Source organism: Streptomyces sp. NPDC045846 (assembly GCF_056431605.1).
Map to the genome: position 1 here is coordinate 67,211 of NZ_JBWKKJ010000021.1, position 16,576 is coordinate 83,786.

Below are 16,576 nucleotides of genomic sequence, written 5' to 3' on the forward strand. Positions count from 1 at the left end.
GTTCCGGCCTTGGCCCCCGGAGCTCCGCGGGCCAGACGCCGCAGGGCCCCGGCGGAGAACCGGGGCCCTGCGGAAAGTGGCCGGGTTCAGCCCTGTGCCCCGGCCGCCTTGCGCGCGATGTCGGTGCGGTGCTGCGAGCCGTCGAGCCGGATGCGGCCGACCGCCGTGTACGCACGCTCCCGGGCCTGGGCGAGGTCCTTGCCGGTCGCGGTGACCGAGAGGACCCGGCCGCCCGCGCTGACGACCGCGTCCCCGTCCCGCCGGGTCCCGGCGTGCAGGACGTACGCGGTGGGCTCATCCTGCGCGGCGACGTCGGCCAGGCCCTCGATGGGGTCACCGGTGCGGGGCGTCGCGGGGTAGTTGTGCGAGGCGATGACCACCGTGACGGCCGCGTCATCACGCCAGGTCAGCGGCGGTTCGGCGTCGAGGGTGCCGGTGGCCGAGTGCAGCAGCACGCGCGCGAGCGGCGTCTTGAGGCGGGCGAGCACGACCTGGGTCTCGGGGTCGCCGAACCGGGCGTTGAACTCGATGACCCGCACCCCGCGCGAGGTGATCGCGAGGCCCGCGTACAGCAGCCCGGAGAACGGCGTCCCGCGGCGGCGCAGCTCGTCGACGGTCGGCTGGAGCACGCTCTCCATGACCTCGTCGACGAGCTTCGGGTCGGCCCACGGAAGCGGCGAATAGGCACCCATGCCACCGGTGTTGGGGCCCTCGTCGCCGTCGAGCGCGCGCTTGAAGTCCTGCGCGGGCTGGAGCGGGAGGACGGTCACGCCGTCGGTGATCGCGAAGAGCGAGACCTCGGGACCGTCGAGGAACTCCTCGATGACGACGCGCTCGCAGGCCAGCGCGTGCGCGCGGGCCGCGGCGAGGTCGTCCGTGACGACGACGCCCTTTCCGGCGGCGAGCCCGTCGTCCTTCACCACGTACGGAGCACCGAAGGCGTCCAGCGCCTCGTCGATCTCCTCGGGGGTGGCGCAGACGTAGGAGCGGGCGGTGGGCACGTTCGCCGCCGCCATCACGTCCTTGGCGAAGGCCTTGGAGCCCTCCAGCTGGGCGGCCTCCCGGGAGGGGCCGAAGCAGGGGATGCCCGCGGCCCGTACGGCGTCGGCGACCCCGGCGACGAGAGGGGCCTCGGGCCCGACGACCACCAGGTCGCTGCCCAGCTCGGCGGCGAGGCGGGCGACCGCGTCCCCGTCCAGCTGGTCGACCGGGTGGAGCTCGGCGACCTCCGCGATCCCGGCGTTGCCGGGGGCGCAGTGCAGCGCCGTCACGTCGGGGTCGAGGGACAGGGAACGGCACAGGGCGTGCTCACGGGCACCGCCGCCGATGACAAGGACCTTCACGGCAGCCAGCCTAGCCGCCGCAGTGGCCGGATCTTTGTGCGGGCCACCGAGTGGACGCTCAGCCCTCGTTCGTATATTCCTCCACCACCGTGGCTCCCAGCTCGCGCACGATCAGGTCGTGCCCGGACAGCGCGGTGTCCACCAGATCCGGGTCGTCGTCCTCCGGAACGTCGTCCTCCAGCCGCACCGGGGGCGGCGGGGGCTCCTCCTGGCGGGCGGGAGCCGCGGCCTGCGGCGGCTGCTGCGTACGCGGCGCGGGAGCCGGGGCCTCCGGGGCCGCGGGCCGGGGGGCGGGCGGGGGAGGCTGCGGGGGCTGATACTGCTGGACGGGCGGCGCGGGGGGCCGGGGGGCGCTGCCGCCGAAGTTGCCCGCGGCGGGCGGGGGCTGGACGCCGCCCGACGGGTCGATGATCGCCTCGACCTTCCACTGCACCCCGAACCGCTCGGAGAGCACGTTGCGCAGCACGTCCTCGCTGCCGCTGCTCGCGAAGTTGTCGCGGGCGCCCGCGTTGATGAAGCCGAGCTGCACGGTGGTGCCGTCGAATCCGGCCACCTGCGCGTTCTGGCTGAGCAGGATCCAGGTGAAGCGGCGCTTGTTCTTCACCGCCTCCAGGATGTCCGGCCACATGTTGCGGACCTGCAGCGCGTTGCCCTGCCCGGCGGGGGCGGGGGTCGGCTCGGCCGGGGCGGGCGCCGGGGTGGGTGCGGGCTCGGGCGCGGCCGAGGGCCAGGCGCCCGCGCTCGGGGCTGGGGCCGCCGCTCCGGGCCAGGCCCCGGGACGCTGGCCACCGCCCTGCCCGGGCGCGGCGGCGGAGGGCCAGGCCCCGGCGGAGGGCCCGTCCGCAGGCCGGCCGGGCTGCGGCTGAGCGGCGGTCTGCGGCGCGGGCGCCTGCGGAGGCTGCTGCTGAACGGGCTGCTGGGCTGCGGGTTGCTGCGCGGGCGGCTGCTGCACGGGCGGAACCTGCGGCGCGGCCGGCGCCGCGTGGGCGGGCCCGCCTCCCGCCGCCGGACCCCCCGGACCGGCCCCCCGCACCGCGGCCCGGGCAGCCTCGGGCCCGCCGGGTCCGCCCGGCATCGGCGCATGCGCCTCGGGCCCCGGCACGTACCCCATGGCGGGCCCACCGGCGGGCGCCGCCTGGAAGTTGGCCCCGCGCTCAAGACGGTCGATACGGGCCTGGAGCGAGCGCTCGTCGTCGTACGCGGCGGGAAGCAGCACCCGGGCGCAGATCAATTCGAGCTGGAGCCGCGGCGAGGTGGCCCCGCGCATCTCGGTGAGCCCGGCGTTGACGAGGTCGGCGGCGCGGCTCAGCTCGGCGGCGCCGAACACCGAGGCCTGCGCCTGCATCCGCTCGACGACGTCGGCGGGGGCGTCGATGAGCCCCTTCTCCCCGGCGTCGGGCACGGCGGCCAGGATGACGAGGTCCCGCAGCCGCTCCAGCAGGTCGGCGACGAAGCGGCGCGGATCGTTGCCGCCCTCGATCACCCGGTCGACCACCTCGAACGCGGCGGCCCCGTCGCCCGCGGCGAAGGCGTCCACCACGGAGTCGAGCAGCGACCCGTCGGTGTATCCGAGCAGGGCGGTGGCCATGGCGTACGTCACACCGTCCTCGGCGGCGCCGGCGAGGAGCTGGTCCATGACGGACATCGAGTCACGCACCGAACCGGCCCCGGCCCGCACCACGAGCGGCAGCACGCCGTCCTCGACGGGAATGCCCTCGTGCCCGCAGACCTCCCCGAGGTACTCCCGCAGCGTGCCGGGCGGCACGAGCCGGAAGGGGTAGTGGTGCGTACGCGACCGGATCGTCCCGATGACCTTCTCGGGCTCGGTGGTGGCGAAGATGAACTTGAGGTGCTCCGGCGGCTCCTCGACGACCTTCAGGAGGGCGTTGAAACCGGCCGAGGTCACCATGTGGGCCTCGTCGATGATGTAGATCTTGTAGCGGCTGGACGCGGGCCCGAAGAAGGCCTTCTCTCGCAGCTCACGGGCGTCGTCCACACCACCGTGCGAAGCCGCGTCGATCTCGATCACGTCGATGGAGCCCGGCCCGTTGCGCGCGAGGTCACGGCAGGACTGGCACTCCCCGCACGGCGTGGGCGTCGGGCCCTGCTCGCAGTTCAGACATCTGGCGAGGATCCGGGCGCTGGTCGTCTTGCCACAACCACGCGGCCCGCTGAACAGGTACGCGTGATTGACCCGGTTGTTCCGCAGCGCCTGCTGCAGCGGGTCGGTGACATGCTCCTGCCCGATGACCTCGGCGAACGACTCGGGGCGGTAGCGGCGGTACAGCGCAAGGGACGACACGCATACGAGGTTATCGGGGCCCACTGACAACCGGCCCCGCCGACCGCGGCCCGGCTGCGGCCGAACGCCGCGCCGCAAGGGAAACGAGCCCCGCACGCCGGGAGAAACCGGCGCCGCCTTCGGGGGGAACGCGCTCCCGCCCCGGAAAATCAGGCGCCCCCCACGCACCCGCCAGAGCCAACCTACCCTTGCTGCCTTCCGGCCCTGGGGGAGTTCAGTCAGATAGCGCCACGTGAGGGGCTCCGCACAGGGTACCCGATCCCTGACGTGGGAACGAGTTCGCGAGCACCCCTCAACGTCTTGTATTGTTTGCCGCGGAGGATTCGCCTAGTGGCCTAGGGCGCACGCTTGGAAAGCGTGTTGGGGGCAACCCCTCACGAGTTCGAATCTCGTATCCTCCGCCATTGCTCTCACCGGGCAATACGTCGAAGGGCCCCGCAGTTCGCTGCGGGGCCCTTCGTAGTTCATCAGGTCCCGTTGTCCTGGTCTTTGTCCACAAGGCCCTTCGCCGCGGGGCCCCAGATGGCCTCCGCGATCTTCTGCGCCACGTCCTTCAACATGGCGTCGGGAACGTGCAGGTACCGCGCACGCATCCGGGAAGACGTCCCCGGCTCCCAACCCATGATCTGGTCGATGACGCGGTCCGGAACCCCGAGCAGCATGAGCACGGTGGCGGCCGTGTGCCGTGCGTCGTGGAGACGCGCGTCCCGTACCCCCGCGTCTCCAATGAGCTTCTTCCAGTCGTGATAGTCCGTGTTCGGACTGAGCGGACCGCCGAGCGGCTTGGTGAAGACGTACTCCGACTCCGTCCACTGGTCGCCGGCCGCCTTCCGCTCACGGGCCTGCACCTCCTTGTGCGCCCGAAGCATCCGGACCAGAGGCCCCGGCAAGGGCACCGCGCGGCGTCCCGCGCGCGACTTGGTGTTCTTCGTCTCGCGCCGGACCTGCTCGCGCATGGGGCAGTAACCGGCCTTCCGACCGCACGGATCGGACTCCTTGCATCCGTGCGCGTACTTCGGCCGCAACCGGTTCCGGCGCAGCTTCAGGTACTCGTGGTCCAAGTCCACGTCAGCCCACCGAAGCCCCAGGGTCTCCCCCTGGCGCAGACCGAGTGCAAGGGCAAGCATCCAACGGGCGCTGTTGCGGCGCTTGTTGACCTCAATCAGCAGGCTTTGAACCTCCTCGACCGAGTAGGGCTCGATCTCCTCTTCGGCCTCCTCCACTCGCGGCGGCTTGGCCAGCGCGGCGGCGTTCTTCGCCGCGTGGCCACGCCGTACGGCCTCGCCGAGGGCGGTGCGCGCGGTCCGATGGGCCTGATGAGCCGTGGCGGGCTTGCTGCCCTTCGCCTTCATCCGGCGGTACAGGCTCTCCAGGTGCTCCGGCTCCAAGCGGTCGATCCGGTGCTTGCCGATGCCGGGTACGAGGTGCACCCGAACGGCCACCTCGTAGCCGTCATAGGTGTTCTCGCTGACGACTTCCTTGGCGATGTTCTCGACCCAGTGCCACAGCCACTTTTCGACCGTCCACAGCTTCCCGGGCTGCTGGGCAGTCCCCTGGTCGCGCTGCTTCTCCAGCCGCTTGACCTCGTCTTTGAGGAGGTCTTCTGAGGTGCGGGTGATGTGCCTCCGGTACGGCTCGCCGTTGTCCCGATAGCCCATCGGCACTCTGGCGTGCCAGCGGCCATCCTTCCCGAAGTAGATCGCGGTTTCGCCGTTGGCGCGGCGGGTGCCCTTCTTCGCCTTCTTCTCTTCCACGGGCGTCCTCTCAGGCAGCGCGGTTCGCAGCGCGCAGACGGGCGACGAACTCAGGCACGGCAGCGGCCGGCACACGGCGCAAGCGACCGAGCGGGACCGTCTCAAGCTGGCCGGTGCGGATGAGCTGGTAGCAGTACGTCCGGCCGATGCGGAGGCGTCGGGCTGCCTCCTCCACTGTCAGGAGCGCAACGGTCGGGTCGTCGTCGGTGAGCGTCGCAGCGCTCTTGGGGGTGTTCATTGGCTTCGCTCCTCTGCGGGGCGCCACAGAAACCGCGAAATACACAGAAAGCCGGGGCAGGTGGGCTGACCTGCGGGGATGCTGGTGGGGGTGGGCTGCCACAGAAACCGCAGGAAGTCCCACAGAAATAGGTGGCCGGGGGCGGGCTCGTATTTGTGTGGGACTTCCGTGGGTTTCTGTGGCAGCAGCCCGAGTGGCGCCCCTGACGGTGTTTGCGCAGGTCAGGGGCGGGGCCGGGTTATTTCTGTGATTCTGTGGTTTCTGTGGCGGGGTTCAGGCGGTGGGTTCGCTCAGCTGGGGGTGGATGAGGTACCGCGGCGACGGTGGGCGGCCACGTCCGCCGGTGCGGTGGACGGGCTGGGCGCGGATGTATCCGTGGTCTTCCAGCAGGTTCAGCGCGGGGTCGAGGTCAGCGACGGTGGGGAACTCCGAGCGGGAGAGCTTGGCCATCAGGTCGCGTTTGCTGATCTCGGTCCACTCGCTGGTGCGCAGCAGGTCGTGGACGGTGCGGGCGCGGTTGGCGACGGGGTCGGCGCCCATCAGGTCGAAGACCGCGAGGGCGTGACCGGTGAAGTAGTCGGAGAGTTTGACCGCGTCGCGCATGGTGTCGGCGGTGATGGGCTGGGTGTGCCCGTTCTCGGTGTGCGTGGCCAGGTGGAGCAGTCCCGCGAGGCGGCAGGTCGCACCGCCCAACTTCGCGGCCCAGTTCCCGACATGGCCAAGGTCCCCGCCGCGCTTACGCAGCCGCGGTTCCTGACGCTGCTCGTAGGCCACCAATGCGTTGTTGGCTTCGGGCGAGAGTTGAAGGACCGCCGGATCTGTCCAGTCTGCGAGCGACATGGTCAGAGCGATGACGCGTTCTTCGTAGGTGTCGGCCACCGCGTCTGGGATCGTGTCGGGGAGGATCTTGCGATGCCCTACGAGGGAGGTGGGCAGCGAGTACAGGAAGCGGGCCAACAAGCCCCTGTCTCCTGCTCCCTTGATGCGGCCGATGTCCTCGATGACGGACGGCTGCACGGTCAGGCCCATGGTCAGCGCGGGCGACTCGATGAACTCCTCACGCCCACGGCGGTCCACGCGAAGCCGGTCCCCTGCCTGCCCACGGAGGAAGACCTCCATGTTCGGGGTCCCGGAGTAGCGTCCGGCGATGATGTCGAAGATGCCGCCTTCCGCGCTCATCACGGCCAGCCTGCCGCCCTGTTCGGCTAGCAGCGAGGCAATGACTTCCGGGGTCGCGTCATCGGCCAGCAGACGGGGTTTAGCGGGCACGGTGAGCGACTCGGCGGTCTGCGCGAGGCTGATGGCCTCGGCCACGAGCTGGTCACGCTTGTCGGCCTCCGCGCGGGCCGCTTTAGTGGCCGCGCTCTCCGCGACCTCCTTGGCGAGCTTCGCCGTAATCTCCGCCTCGATGATGGTGCTGGCCGATGCCGCGGCAAGCAGGGCTTCGGACTTATAGAGCGGGTTCGTCATCAGGGAGAACACGGCCGACTTCCGGTTGCCCGGCGGTAGTGCGACAACGACGAACGTGTTCGTGGGCTCCCGCCAGCGGCCCCGGACATGCACCACAGCGCGGCCACCGGCAGCGGTAGACAGCACCGCGATGGCGAGCGAGGCGGCCATGTCCACCGGGGTCTGGGTCTCCTCGGCCACGGCCCGGACGAAGTCCCCGAGCCAGGCCGGGAAGACCTCCGTGGGAAAGGCGGGGAGTTCACGGCGCGCGGTGAGCGGGATGGGGTCCTCCCACACCGGCTCGGCTTCGGGTTCCTCAACGAGGCTCAGCCCGGCCCACAGGTCCGGACTGTCTACCGGCTGTGCGCTCATGCCGCACTCGCCTCCCCTGCTCCGCCCCGGACAAGTCCGGAGCGGATCGCGGTGCGGCACTCGGAGGCGGACAGGCCGATGGACTGCCCCGTACTCATCAGCTCCGCGGTGACCGTGGCCTCGGTGAGGTCGCCGGTACGGATCAGCCGTGCGAGGGCGTAGGCGGCGAAGTACACCGAGCGATTACGACCGCCCTCGCGGGCGGACAGCACTTTTTCCAGTTCCCCCCGCAGGGCGGTGGTGCTGTAGGCGGTGGCGTTGCGCATCCGGGCGGACAGCTCCGACAGCGGCATCGGGGCCGGTGCGGGCTTGGTGGTGAGCAGGTCACTAAGCCACGCAGGGAGGGGGGCGGCAGGGGCGTCGTGAATGACCTCATAGGCCCGGGTGCCGACCATGCTTCCGGCGCCGACCACGTACCCGCCCCAGGCTCGGGTATCGACCTTCCACCCCAGGGTGCCGCCCGTGCTGCGTAGCGTCTTTCCCTCAGGCGCGGTGAAGTACAGATGCTGTCCGCCACGGCGAGTGCGCACGGTGTACGTCTCGGTCGGCAACGGCTGGCCCACGCGCTCACACAGCGCGGCGAACACATCCAGCCCATCAGCCATGCCCGCCCACTCGGCCGGCGGGGTGTCGTCGGCGTTCTTGGGCAAGTCCAGGTCCACCACGACGAGATGGGCGGGGCCGGTGGCGATCCCGACGTTGTACGGGGCCGTGCCCCAGCACGCGCGGATGCTGTCCGCATCCAGGGTGGCGCGCTGCTCCGGGGTGCGGTGGCCCTCGGTGCACCGGCCGGTTCCGGGGCAGTCCCGTTCGGGGTGCCCGGCGGGCCGCTTGTCACCCGGGCGCAGGGGGAAGACGGGCCAGCCGCGCTCAGCGGCAGCGAGAGCGGCGCACAGCAGCGCCGGGGCATGGATTGGTGTCATGCTGGGGGTTCTCCTGTTTCTGCGAAGGGACAGAGAGCCGGGGCGGTCGCGGTCTTGTGGTGAGAGGCGACCGCCTCGGGCATACCTAGGCGGCGGTGGCGCGTTCGTCAGCGCTTGCCGCAGCGAGCAGGGAGCGCAGGGCGTAAGTGGCCTGTTGCGGGACGACACCGTTGCCGAGGGCCTTGAGCTGAGCGGTACGGGAAAGCCCCGGTACGTCGGTGACGTGTCCGGCGGGCAGTCCCATGAGCCATTCGACGAACGGCGGGTTCAGTCGTCCCAGAGCGTCAGTTGGCCCGGGGGCACGTCGCTGGAGGACGCGTTCCCAGCGGGCGACGGCGCCGGCGTACTCACCCCAATCCGGTGCGCTGCCGACGGGAGCGTCAGATCCCCCTTGCTGCCGCGCTGGTTCGGGCCTCCTTTCGTGCCGTCCGTCGCCCGTGGCGTCGGAAGGAGGCTGGCCACCTCCGCTGCCAGGCACTTGCCGTGAGTCCCGGCCTCCTGCGACGGGGTGCGCTTGGTCTGCCGGTTCTCGCTCTCCGAGGCCCGCGGCGTCGGCAGGAGTGCCCCGGTGAATGCGAGGTCCGTCAGAGTCGAGGAGGTACTGCGCGGGTTGGGGGCGGTTGACTGCCGGGCTCCCTTGGAGTCCCCGACCACAGGTGTCGGCAGCAGTGAGACGACGTGCCGCAGGTTCATCCCGCCCTGTGCCGCGTGCCCTGCTCCGGTCGCCTCGGACGTCGAGGGCGTCGGCAGCAGCGAGGTGACTGCCGTCGGAAGCTGACCCGACTGCCCGCCCCCACGCCAGTCGCGGGCTGCCGGAGTCGGCAGGCCACGCAAGGAGGAAGAGACGCTTGCGCTGGTGGGCGGCGCCGACGTCGGACGCGCGAAGAGTGCACCACTGCGCATCGAACCCGAGGCGGGCAAGGTCAGCGAGGACAGCGTCGAATCCGAGAGAAAGGTGCCCTGCGACGTTTTCAAAGACCCCGAGGCGGGGTCGTAGAACGCCAAGGGCACGGGCGATGTGGGGCCAGATATGCCGGGCATCTGCGGTTCCCTTCCTCTTGCCGGCGGAACTGAACGGCTGGCACGGATACCCGCCCAGCAACACGTCGACCGGAGCGACACGAGCCCAGTCGACAGCGGTGATGTCGCCCAGGTTCGGCGTCCTGGGGTGGTGGTGGATGAGGATGCGGGCGGCGCCGGGGTCGTTGTCGGCGACCCAGGCCAGCGAGCCGCCGAACACGTCCTGTACGGCCATGTCCAGACCGCCGTATCCCGTGCACAGCGACCCGAGCCGCAGCGTGGTGGGAGGGCTCATGCGGGGTTCTCCTGTTTCTGCGAAGGGACAGAGAGCCAGGGCGGTCGCGGTCTTGTGGTGAGAGGCGACCGCCCCGGGCATAGCTACTGGTGCTCGGTGGGGGCGGGCAGCTCCGGCAGGCCCGCGCGGGTGAGTGCGGCGGGGTCGTAGCCGGGCAGGGTGGCGCGGGTGATGAGCGCGGTGGCGAGTTGTTCGGCGTAGGCGGCACCGGCGCGGGCGGCTTCGATCTGTGCCCCGGCGCGCAGGGCTTCGACGCGTTCCACGTGGGCGTGCTCTTCGCGCCGCACGGTGGTGTGCCGCTCGTGGGCGGTGTGGTCGCGGCGGTCGGTGCGCCAGTAGCGCGCCGCGATCCCGTACGCGACGGAGGTGGCCACCGCCCATAGCAGCAGCGGCAGCGGCATGCCGTCGGAGTATCCGGCGACCCCGGCCAGGGCTAAGGCTCCGGAGGTGGCGAACGCGGTCCCGGCGATGACCGGGTCACCGGCGCGTCCGGCAGAGGCGAAAGCGCCGACGGTCGCGGCCCCGGCCGCGAGGACCACCATCAACGCCGCGTTGCCGAAGCTGTGTTGGGCGCCGTTGGCGTTCCAGATCCGCCCCAGGATCAGCACCGTGGACGTGGCCACAGCAGGTGCAGCCTTGGGGGCGGCCAGGGCGAGCCAGTGGCGCGCGAGGATCGGTTCGTTCATGGCCGTTCCTTCCGGGGTCAGTTGGGCAGGGCGTGGGCGAGAGCGGTCATGAGGCTGTTGACGGTGGGGGCGGCGCCGGTTCCGGCGAGGTAGAAGCCGAACATCGCGGCCAGGAATGCGGTGCCGTAGCTCTTGCTGGTGCGCAGGACGAGCACGAGCAAGATGCCGAAGATCAGCAGGAGGGAGATGGTGACTGCCATGGGTCAGTCCTTCTTCGCGAACGGACGAGCGGCGGGGGTGTCGGTGCCGTCGCGGTAGAGGCGGAGCCAAAGGTTGTAGAGGTGGCGGCCGGTGCGGATGCGCTTGCGCTCGCCCCGGCAGCGGCGGCAGGTCTTGCCGGGCTTGAGCTGTCCGCGCCGGTTCTTCTTGAGGGCGTAGCCGAAGCCCTTGCACTTGCGGCAGTTGCCGAACGGGCTGGACGCACACAGGCTGACGTAACCGAGCGTGACTATGAGCAGGCAGGCGCTAGCAAGGAGGATGAGGGTCATCGGGTGCCCTTCCAGGCAGGTTTCGCGGGTTTCCGCAGGTGGGGTGCTAGGTGCGAGATCGCTGATCAGCGTGCAGGTGGGGTGCTAGCGGGGGTGCTAGACCTAGCAGTGGTGGCCGCTAGGTCTAGCACCCGTGCGCGTCAGCTTCCGGACCGCTTTCCGTCACGCACGGTGATGGCCTTGGTGATGTCGGTGCGGGCGATGCCCCTGCGGGTGGTGCCCTTGCCCTTGTCGGTGGAGCCCCAGACATCCTGTGCGGTGACGCCGTGCGGCTTGAGGTTCGAGGTGACCGTCTCGGCCTTCCAGCCGCCGTAGACCTCCGGGCGCAGGGCCGCGAGGCGGGTGGCTACCTTCTCGTTCCACACCTTGTCCTCATCGGCCGGTACCACCGTGAGAACGTCGGCCAGCAGATCGAACGCGGCTTCCCCGCTCTCGGGTGCCTGGCCGATGGCGTGGCCGGTGACGTTGCCGTACTCCTCGCGCATCTTCCGGGCCCGGGCCACGACCTTCTCCGCGCCGACCGCGTCCACGAACGCGGACGCCACGATGCGCGGGTCATCGCCTTCACCGGCCATCCAGCAGATGCCCCGGTCGGTGCGGGAGAACATCGTGGCCCGGTATCCCGCCTTGTACATCGAGGTGCCGAGCACCATGTCGTTGGCGGGCTGGCCCATGACCTTGAGGCAGAACCTGAGCACCGCGTTCGCGGAGATGCCGGTGGGCAGGGACTTCGCGTCGGGCCGCTGGGTGCCGAACAGGGTCACCATGCCGAGCGCGGGGCCGCGCTTGCACAGGTCGGTGGCGATCTCTTCGAGTTCCTTGCCGTACTTCTCGTGCTCGAAGGGGACCTGGCACTCATCGAACCCGGCGACGATCGGGTGCAGCCCCAGGGTCTTGTCGTTGGCCAGCTCTGCGGTGACCTTCGATTCCGGGCAGCGTGTGCGCGGCAGGGACTTGATGACCTTGGCCCGGCGGCGCAGCTCGGTGCGCAGCTCTCGCAGCGATTCGAGGACGTAGAGGATGTCTTCGTCCTCATCACCGGCGCGGTAGCGGTGGCAGACCGGTTCCAGGGCACCGAAGTCGCCGGTTCCCTTGAAGTCGAACGCGTACAGCTCCGCACGCGGGTCCAGGGCCGCGATCAGCAGGAACAGGCGCATCAGGAACGTCTTTCCCATGCGGGGGATGGACCCGACGACGACGGAGGCGAACATCAGGGTCACGGCCACGTCGCCCATGCGCTGGTCGTTGCCGAAGACGACCGGCTTGAACAGGTCCACCTGCCCGGACTTGAGCAGCGGCCAGGCCGGCTTGGTGGTCTCGTTCATGGGCTTGTCGCCCACCCACAGGATCAGCCGTCCCTCATGCTCGGCCGGGTCGGCGGAGGGCCACACGCAGCCGACCTTGCGCCGCAGCCCCGATGCCAGGGGCTTGCGCTCCTCCATGATGTCTTCCGGGGTGACACCCCAGGGAAGGTCAAGGTCAGCGCGGTATCCGGGCCCGTCACGGGTGATCTCGCTGGTGAAGCGCATCCCGTTCATGTCGCCGCCCTTCTTGATGGCGGCCGACAGCTTCTGATTGCCGATGCTGTCCAGCGCACGCAGCACGATCGAGCCGGTGAGCTTCTGAAGTTCGGTCTTGAGGACCGCCGGGCCGATGACGGGCTGGTCTTGCGGTGCTCCCCAGAACCCGGCGACCAGCACCGCTGCCGAGGCCAACACCGCGAGCCAGCCCGGGGCCATGACGTACAGGGTCAGCGCGGCGGCGGCACCGAACACGGCGCCCACCACGGTGACGAACGTCCGCAGTCGCACTCGGCTGTCACGCTGACGCGACAGCTTCAGGTACTCGGCGGTGTTCTCCTTGTAGACCTCATACGCGCGCAGCGGGGCCGCTTCGGCGTCCCACATCCACCGGTTGGTGTCACGGACCATACGGGCCGCGCCGCGCGGGGCGTTCATCCCGAGCCGCAGCGCGTACCAGGGGGTGCGGATGCCATGGAAGCCGGTCGCGTAGAACGCGTTCGAGGCGGCGCGCTGAGTGGTGGAGACAAACCCCGGCTTGGACAGCAGCCAGCTCGGCAGGATCGGCAGCCGCTTGTAGGTGGTGATGCCCGGGTCGGGCAGGCTGGGCGAGTCGACCGGTCGCAGTCGGGGCGACTCGTCTTCGTCGTCGTCCGCTTCCACCGGCGCGGCGGGAACGGATGCTTCGGCCGCTTCCGGGGCGGGCGCGGCGGCGGTGGGGCGTTTGGTAGTGATGTCGAAGACCTCGGCGTCGGGACGCTCGGGCTCTTCGCTTGGACCAGTGACACCGACATCAGACACGATGGGGCTGCTCCCTCTTGTCGAGTGGGGTTAGAAGGGGTCCGGACGGCACTTTCGACGGTCGACCGTCCGGACCCCGTTGTGCACTGCGTGCCCCGGGCCGGATTCGATCCGGCGCCCTCACGGCACGTTGCCGGGGCGGAGAGCGGGGCGGCTCAGACCATGAGCCTGTATTCCTCGACCATTTCGTCGGCGTTCTCCAGGTGCTTCAGCGCCTTCTTCAGAAGGACGGTCCGCTCGGTGCCGGTCGAGTCGATGGCGTCGTCCAGGTAGGTGACGGCGGTCTCCAGGTCCTCCGCCCCGTTGATGCCGGCGTAGACCGTGAGGCGGTGAGCCGCGGTCCGCAGCTGCTCGGTGAAGCCGTCCAGGGTGGTGGCGGGCTCCTCCTCCGCAGCGAAAGCGATGTCGTCGGCGTACCAGGTGAGGATGCGTTCGATGTGCTTGTTCACAGCTGCTCTCCTTGACAGAGCCGGATGTTCAGGCGACGCACTGTTCTTCGGGGTATGCGCAGGTCACGCACATGCCGAGCGAGGTCGGGATGCGGTATCCGGCATCCCGCCGGCACTCGGTGCAGACCCGCTGAGCGGCGTTCGCCTTGGCGAGCGCGGCCCACTTCGCGGGCGTCATCGGCCGGACCGGCTTGGCGCGGTCGAGGCGGTAGAGATAGGCGACGCGGATCGGGCTGGTGCCCTTGCGCCAGTAACGGCGGGAGAACCAGAGGACTTGCGCGGCGATGTCCTGCCCACCGGGCCTGAGTCCTGCCGCCCTGAGCTGACGGCGCGTGGCATAGCCGTCCGGGGCTATGCGCCACGGAAAGGTGGGGATGCCGTAGCGGGAACCGGTCGGGTCGTAGAAGCGGCTGCCCATCAGGCGGCCTCCCCTTCAGACACCCGCTCAGCCCGCTCCGCCTTCAGGGCGTCCCGCAGGATGCGGCCGTTGGCCGACGACGTACGGACCGCCTTACGGATCGCCTCAGCCGTCAGCCTGTCGTCCGACCATTCAGCGGTGGCCGACCGGGCTTCGGCAAGCAGTTCGTCCGGGGTGCGCGTCGGGCGGGGCGTGCGGGCCGACTCGGGGACCCGACCGGTCGCCCGGCGCGGGGCCGACTCGGCAGCGGCCACCGGCCGCAGCGCGACCGGTTCAGCCGACTTCACCGGCTCGACTTCCGCGACCGGTTCGGCCATCAGCTCCGGGGCGACTACCGGTACCGGGTCGGCCGACTCGGGGGCACGAAGTTCAGGTACCTCGGGCGGGGGCTCGGGTGCCGACTCATGCAGGTCAGACCCCAACCGATTTGTTGTTGTCTCTGCCGTTTCATCCTGATCTGCGATCGGGGTGGCACGGTGGTGCAGCACCTTCGCCACGAGGTCGGAGCCGAAGAAAATCGACCCGACCGGAAGCGATGTGGCGAGCAGCACCAGGACCCAGTTGGCGGGGGCCCAGTCGGCCAACTGCATCCGCTGGCCCCCGCCGTGCAGTTCGGGCACCAGGCCGTGCACATAGTTGAGAACCAGCGACGCGGCCGTGTACCCGGCCAGCACGCGCAGCGCGAACGTCTTGTCCCGGCCGGTCAATACGAGGGTGGCGACCAGCGCCAGAGCCATCAGGCCATCGACCACGAACGGATAGAGCAGAGCGGCTGTGGCGTCCGCGCCGACCGTCCGGGCCACGTCCCGCTGCGCGTTCCACGAGACGCGGAACGCCATACCGACCACACCGACCAGAGCAGCGACCAACAGGGTTTTGGCGGTGCGGTTCATGCTCCCGCCCCCTGCTCCACGGAGATAGGCGGCAACGGGCGCTTGAACAGATCGGCCACGTCCTGGCCGGTCATGTCCTCGCGTTCCACGAGAACGCGGGTCAGAGCGGCGATCTCGGCCCACAGCGTGTCCACGTCCATGTCCGCGTACTCGATGATCTGCGACCAGCGCATGCCGAGCGTGCCCTGCTGCACGGGGCCGTCCACAGCGATGTGGAACCCGAACCGTCCGCAGTTCTCTACGGCCGAGAGGCGGTCATGGTCGGCGCGGACCAGCTCGATGTCCTCGGGGTCCCACAGGCCCAGTTCCTTGACGTAGCGGGCAGCGGCCCGCTCACCGGCCGCGCACATCGTGGCGTAGCCGAGATTGGTGGTGCTGCTCAGGTCCCAGGTCACGCAGCCGGTCCAGGACCGGCCCGTGTCGGCGGGTACTTCGCGGCTCCACACCCTCCGGACCCGCATGCCGTGCTGCCAGCCGACCAGTACGTGCGCGGCTTCATGCACGGCCGTCAGGCGCGTGATCTGTTCAATGTTCAGTCGCGAACCCCAGGCGGCGCGCTTCTTGGGGTTGCCCTGGTTGTCGCGGTCCCAGTTCTCCGGCAGCGCTTTCATGCCGTAACCCCCGTTCCACCGGTGGTGCCACGGCGTCCGGCGCGGCGGCCGTTGACCGTTTCCAGGGTCGGGGCGACGCTCAGGGCGACGCTCCACCCGGCTTCGGTCTGCTTGGCCTTGTACATCTCCTCATCCGCGCGCCTCAGTAGCGCGGACAGGTCGGCCAGCTCCGTGCGCGGGTTGATCCGGATGGTGCCGATGGACGCGGCCACGGTGAGCTGCGTGCCCTCGAAGTCCACGGGCTGTTCCAGCAGGTCGGACAGCTCATACAGGGTCCAGTCGAATTCGCCCGCGCTGTAGACGCTGGTGACCGCCACGAACTCGTCCCCGCCCAACCTGGCTGCGAGACCGCCGTTCTCGGTGGCCCACTGCTGGATGCGATGCCCGGTGGCGCGGATGACCGCGTCCCCCGCCGCGTGGCCGTGGGTGTCGTTGGTCTGCTTGAACCGGTCGAGGTCCACGAAGTACACGGCACTCGGGCCATCGTTCAGAATCTTGCTGGCGCGCTCCTCGAACGCGTCCCGGTTCAGCAGACCGGTCAGCGGGTCGCAGCGGGCCGCCTCGATCCGGCGCCGCATCCACAGACTGTGGATCGACCAGCCGGACGCCAGCGGCAGAGCGGCGGCCAGGGATGTCAGGGTCTGGCTCATGCCGCTTCCTCCGTCCCGGCGGAACGGCCGGCGGCGCGGGCGGCCCGCAGGAACGGCACGGTGCGGGTGAGCGCGTCGGCGTACAGCGCGTCCCACGCCGCGATCTCGTCACCGCCCCCGCCCTGCGCGGCCAGGTCCGCGATGACCTCGCGGGCCACGTCGAGGCGGGCCGCCCGCTCTTCGGGCGACTCCGGGGAGAGCGGGCCCCGGAACAGGTCCCGGTCAAGGCCAAGGGGCAGCTCGTCGAAGCCCAAGGCCAGCTCTTCGAACTCGATCGCGTTCAGCGCCTGGTGGCTGCCGATGTACGTACGCATGGAGATCTCTCCTGAAAGGCGAAGGGAACCGGGGCGGCCTCGGTCTTGTG

17 protein-coding genes, 1 tRNA gene, 1 other RNA gene and 1 pseudogene are annotated in these 16,576 nt (G+C 70.2%); 1 reads left to right on the forward strand and 19 read right to left on the reverse strand.

Annotation, left to right across the window (positions count from 1 at the left end; genetic code table 11):
* Positions 1-86: 86 nt before the first annotated feature.
* The 3 genes from purD to ffs form a co-directional block, all read right to left on the reverse strand.
* Entirely contained in the window at positions 87-1,343 is a 1,257-nt protein-coding gene (gene purD, locus AC07F3_RS37830; RefSeq protein ID WP_479119353.1) for a phosphoribosylamine--glycine ligase, read from the reverse strand.
* A gap of 58 nt (positions 1,344-1,401) precedes the next feature.
* Positions 1,402-3,645, reverse strand: a complete 2,244-nt coding sequence (locus AC07F3_RS37835; RefSeq protein ID WP_479119354.1) for a DNA polymerase III subunit gamma and tau — start codon at positions 3,643-3,645, stop codon at positions 1,402-1,404.
* Positions 3,646-3,794: 149 nt separating this feature from the next.
* An RNA gene (gene ffs, locus AC07F3_RS37840) (signal recognition particle sRNA small type) lies at positions 3,795-3,889 on the reverse strand.
* A 72-nt stretch (positions 3,890-3,961) separates the two neighbouring features.
* On the opposite strand from ffs, the gene AC07F3_RS37845 reads away from it, so the two are divergent.
* Positions 3,962-4,049 (forward strand) — tRNA-Ser (locus AC07F3_RS37845).
* Between the two features lie 63 nt (positions 4,050-4,112).
* Here the strand turns inward: AC07F3_RS37845 and AC07F3_RS37850 are convergent.
* The 16 genes and pseudogenes from AC07F3_RS37850 to AC07F3_RS37925 form a co-directional block, all read right to left on the reverse strand.
* Positions 4,113-5,399: a tyrosine-type recombinase/integrase gene (locus AC07F3_RS37850; protein ID WP_479119356.1), complete on the reverse strand. Its 1,287-nt coding sequence runs from the start codon at positions 5,397-5,399 to the stop codon at positions 4,113-4,115.
* Positions 5,400-5,409: 10 nt separating this feature from the next.
* Positions 5,410-5,637 (reverse strand): excisionase family DNA-binding protein, encoded by a 228-nt coding sequence (locus tag AC07F3_RS37855; protein WP_479119358.1) that lies wholly within the window; start codon positions 5,635-5,637, stop codon positions 5,410-5,412.
* A 273-nt stretch (positions 5,638-5,910) separates the two neighbouring features.
* Positions 5,911-7,458: a YfjI family protein gene (locus AC07F3_RS37860; protein ID WP_479119359.1), complete on the reverse strand. Its 1,548-nt coding sequence runs from the start codon at positions 7,456-7,458 to the stop codon at positions 5,911-5,913.
* Positions 7,455-8,381, reverse strand: a complete 927-nt coding sequence (locus AC07F3_RS37865) for a bifunctional DNA primase/polymerase (RefSeq protein ID WP_479119360.1) — start codon at positions 8,379-8,381, stop codon at positions 7,455-7,457. Before AC07F3_RS37865 ends, AC07F3_RS37860 begins: the two co-directional genes overlap by 4 nt.
* Positions 8,382-8,466: 85 nt before the next feature.
* Positions 8,467-8,625, reverse strand: a complete 159-nt coding sequence (locus tag AC07F3_RS37870; protein ID WP_479119394.1) for a hypothetical protein — start codon at positions 8,623-8,625, stop codon at positions 8,467-8,469.
* Positions 8,626-9,264: 639 nt separating this feature from the next.
* Positions 9,265-9,777 (reverse strand): annotated as a pseudogene (locus AC07F3_RS37875) (DNA cytosine methyltransferase); the annotation flags it as partial.
* Between the two features lie 2 nt (positions 9,778-9,779).
* Positions 9,780-10,382 carry a hypothetical protein gene (locus AC07F3_RS37880; RefSeq protein ID WP_479119362.1) on the reverse strand — a complete coding sequence of 201 codons (603 nt, stop codon included), beginning with the start codon at positions 10,380-10,382 and terminating at the stop codon, positions 9,780-9,782.
* A 17-nt stretch (positions 10,383-10,399) separates the two neighbouring features.
* Positions 10,400-10,582 carry a hypothetical protein gene (locus tag AC07F3_RS37885; RefSeq protein ID WP_161244336.1) on the reverse strand — a complete coding sequence of 61 codons (183 nt, stop codon included), beginning with the start codon at positions 10,580-10,582 and terminating at the stop codon, positions 10,400-10,402.
* Between the two features lie 3 nt (positions 10,583-10,585).
* Positions 10,586-10,870: a hypothetical protein gene (locus tag AC07F3_RS37890; RefSeq protein ID WP_479119363.1), complete on the reverse strand. Its 285-nt coding sequence runs from the start codon at positions 10,868-10,870 to the stop codon at positions 10,586-10,588.
* A gap of 140 nt (positions 10,871-11,010) precedes the next feature.
* Positions 11,011-13,191: a cell division protein FtsK gene (locus tag AC07F3_RS37895; RefSeq protein WP_479119365.1), complete on the reverse strand. Its 2,181-nt coding sequence runs from the start codon at positions 13,189-13,191 to the stop codon at positions 11,011-11,013.
* Positions 13,192-13,346: 155 nt separating this feature from the next.
* Entirely contained in the window at positions 13,347-13,640 is a 294-nt protein-coding gene (locus AC07F3_RS37900) for a hypothetical protein (protein WP_479119366.1), read from the reverse strand.
* Between the two features lie 28 nt (positions 13,641-13,668).
* Positions 13,669-14,058, reverse strand: coding sequence for an RRQRL motif-containing zinc-binding protein (locus tag AC07F3_RS37905; RefSeq protein ID WP_479119367.1), 390 nt, complete (start codon positions 14,056-14,058; stop codon positions 13,669-13,671).
* A complete protein-coding gene (locus tag AC07F3_RS37910; protein ID WP_479119369.1) occupies positions 14,058-14,951 on the reverse strand; it encodes a DUF2637 domain-containing protein in 894 nt (297 codons plus the stop codon). Before AC07F3_RS37910 ends, AC07F3_RS37905 begins: the two co-directional genes overlap by 1 nt.
* Positions 14,948-15,562 (reverse strand): hypothetical protein, encoded by a 615-nt coding sequence (locus AC07F3_RS37915; protein WP_479119370.1) that lies wholly within the window; start codon positions 15,560-15,562, stop codon positions 14,948-14,950. Before AC07F3_RS37915 ends, AC07F3_RS37910 begins: the two co-directional genes overlap by 4 nt.
* A complete protein-coding gene (locus AC07F3_RS37920; RefSeq protein WP_479119372.1) occupies positions 15,559-16,212 on the reverse strand; it encodes a GGDEF domain-containing protein in 654 nt (217 codons plus the stop codon). The genes AC07F3_RS37915 and AC07F3_RS37920 overlap by 4 nt, the downstream gene beginning before the upstream one ends.
* On the reverse strand, positions 16,209-16,526 hold the full coding sequence (locus tag AC07F3_RS37925; RefSeq protein ID WP_479119374.1) for a hypothetical protein: 318 nt from the start codon (positions 16,524-16,526) through the stop codon (positions 16,209-16,211). The genes AC07F3_RS37920 and AC07F3_RS37925 overlap by 4 nt, the downstream gene beginning before the upstream one ends.
* Between the last annotated feature and the right edge of the window lie 50 nt (positions 16,527-16,576).

Coding starts and splice junctions, on each gene's coding strand:
- AC07F3_RS37855 (WP_479119358.1), bottom strand. CDS start 5,637: ATGAACACCCCCAAGAGCGCTGCGACGCTCACCGACGACGACCCGACC.
- AC07F3_RS37860 (WP_479119359.1), bottom strand. CDS start 7,458: ATGAGCGCACAGCCGGTAGACAGTCCGGACCTGTGGGCCGGGCTGAGC.
- AC07F3_RS37865 (WP_479119360.1), bottom strand. CDS start 8,381: ATGACACCAATCCATGCCCCGGCGCTGCTGTGCGCCGCTCTCGCTGCC.
- AC07F3_RS37870 (WP_479119394.1), bottom strand. CDS start 8,625: ATGGGACTGCCCGCCGGACACGTCACCGACGTACCGGGGCTTTCCCGT.
- AC07F3_RS37880 (WP_479119362.1), bottom strand. CDS start 10,382: ATGAACGAACCGATCCTCGCGCGCCACTGGCTCGCCCTGGCCGCCCCC.
- AC07F3_RS37885 (WP_161244336.1), bottom strand. CDS start 10,582: ATGGCAGTCACCATCTCCCTCCTGCTGATCTTCGGCATCTTGCTCGTG.
- AC07F3_RS37890 (WP_479119363.1), bottom strand. CDS start 10,870: ATGACCCTCATCCTCCTTGCTAGCGCCTGCCTGCTCATAGTCACGCTC.
- AC07F3_RS37905 (WP_479119367.1), bottom strand. CDS start 14,058: ATGGGCAGCCGCTTCTACGACCCGACCGGTTCCCGCTACGGCATCCCC.
- AC07F3_RS37910 (WP_479119369.1), bottom strand. CDS start 14,951: ATGAACCGCACCGCCAAAACCCTGTTGGTCGCTGCTCTGGTCGGTGTG.
- AC07F3_RS37915 (WP_479119370.1), bottom strand. CDS start 15,562: ATGAAAGCGCTGCCGGAGAACTGGGACCGCGACAACCAGGGCAACCCC.
- AC07F3_RS37920 (WP_479119372.1), bottom strand. CDS start 16,212: ATGAGCCAGACCCTGACATCCCTGGCCGCCGCTCTGCCGCTGGCGTCC.
- AC07F3_RS37925 (WP_479119374.1), bottom strand. CDS start 16,526: ATGCGTACGTACATCGGCAGCCACCAGGCGCTGAACGCGATCGAGTTC.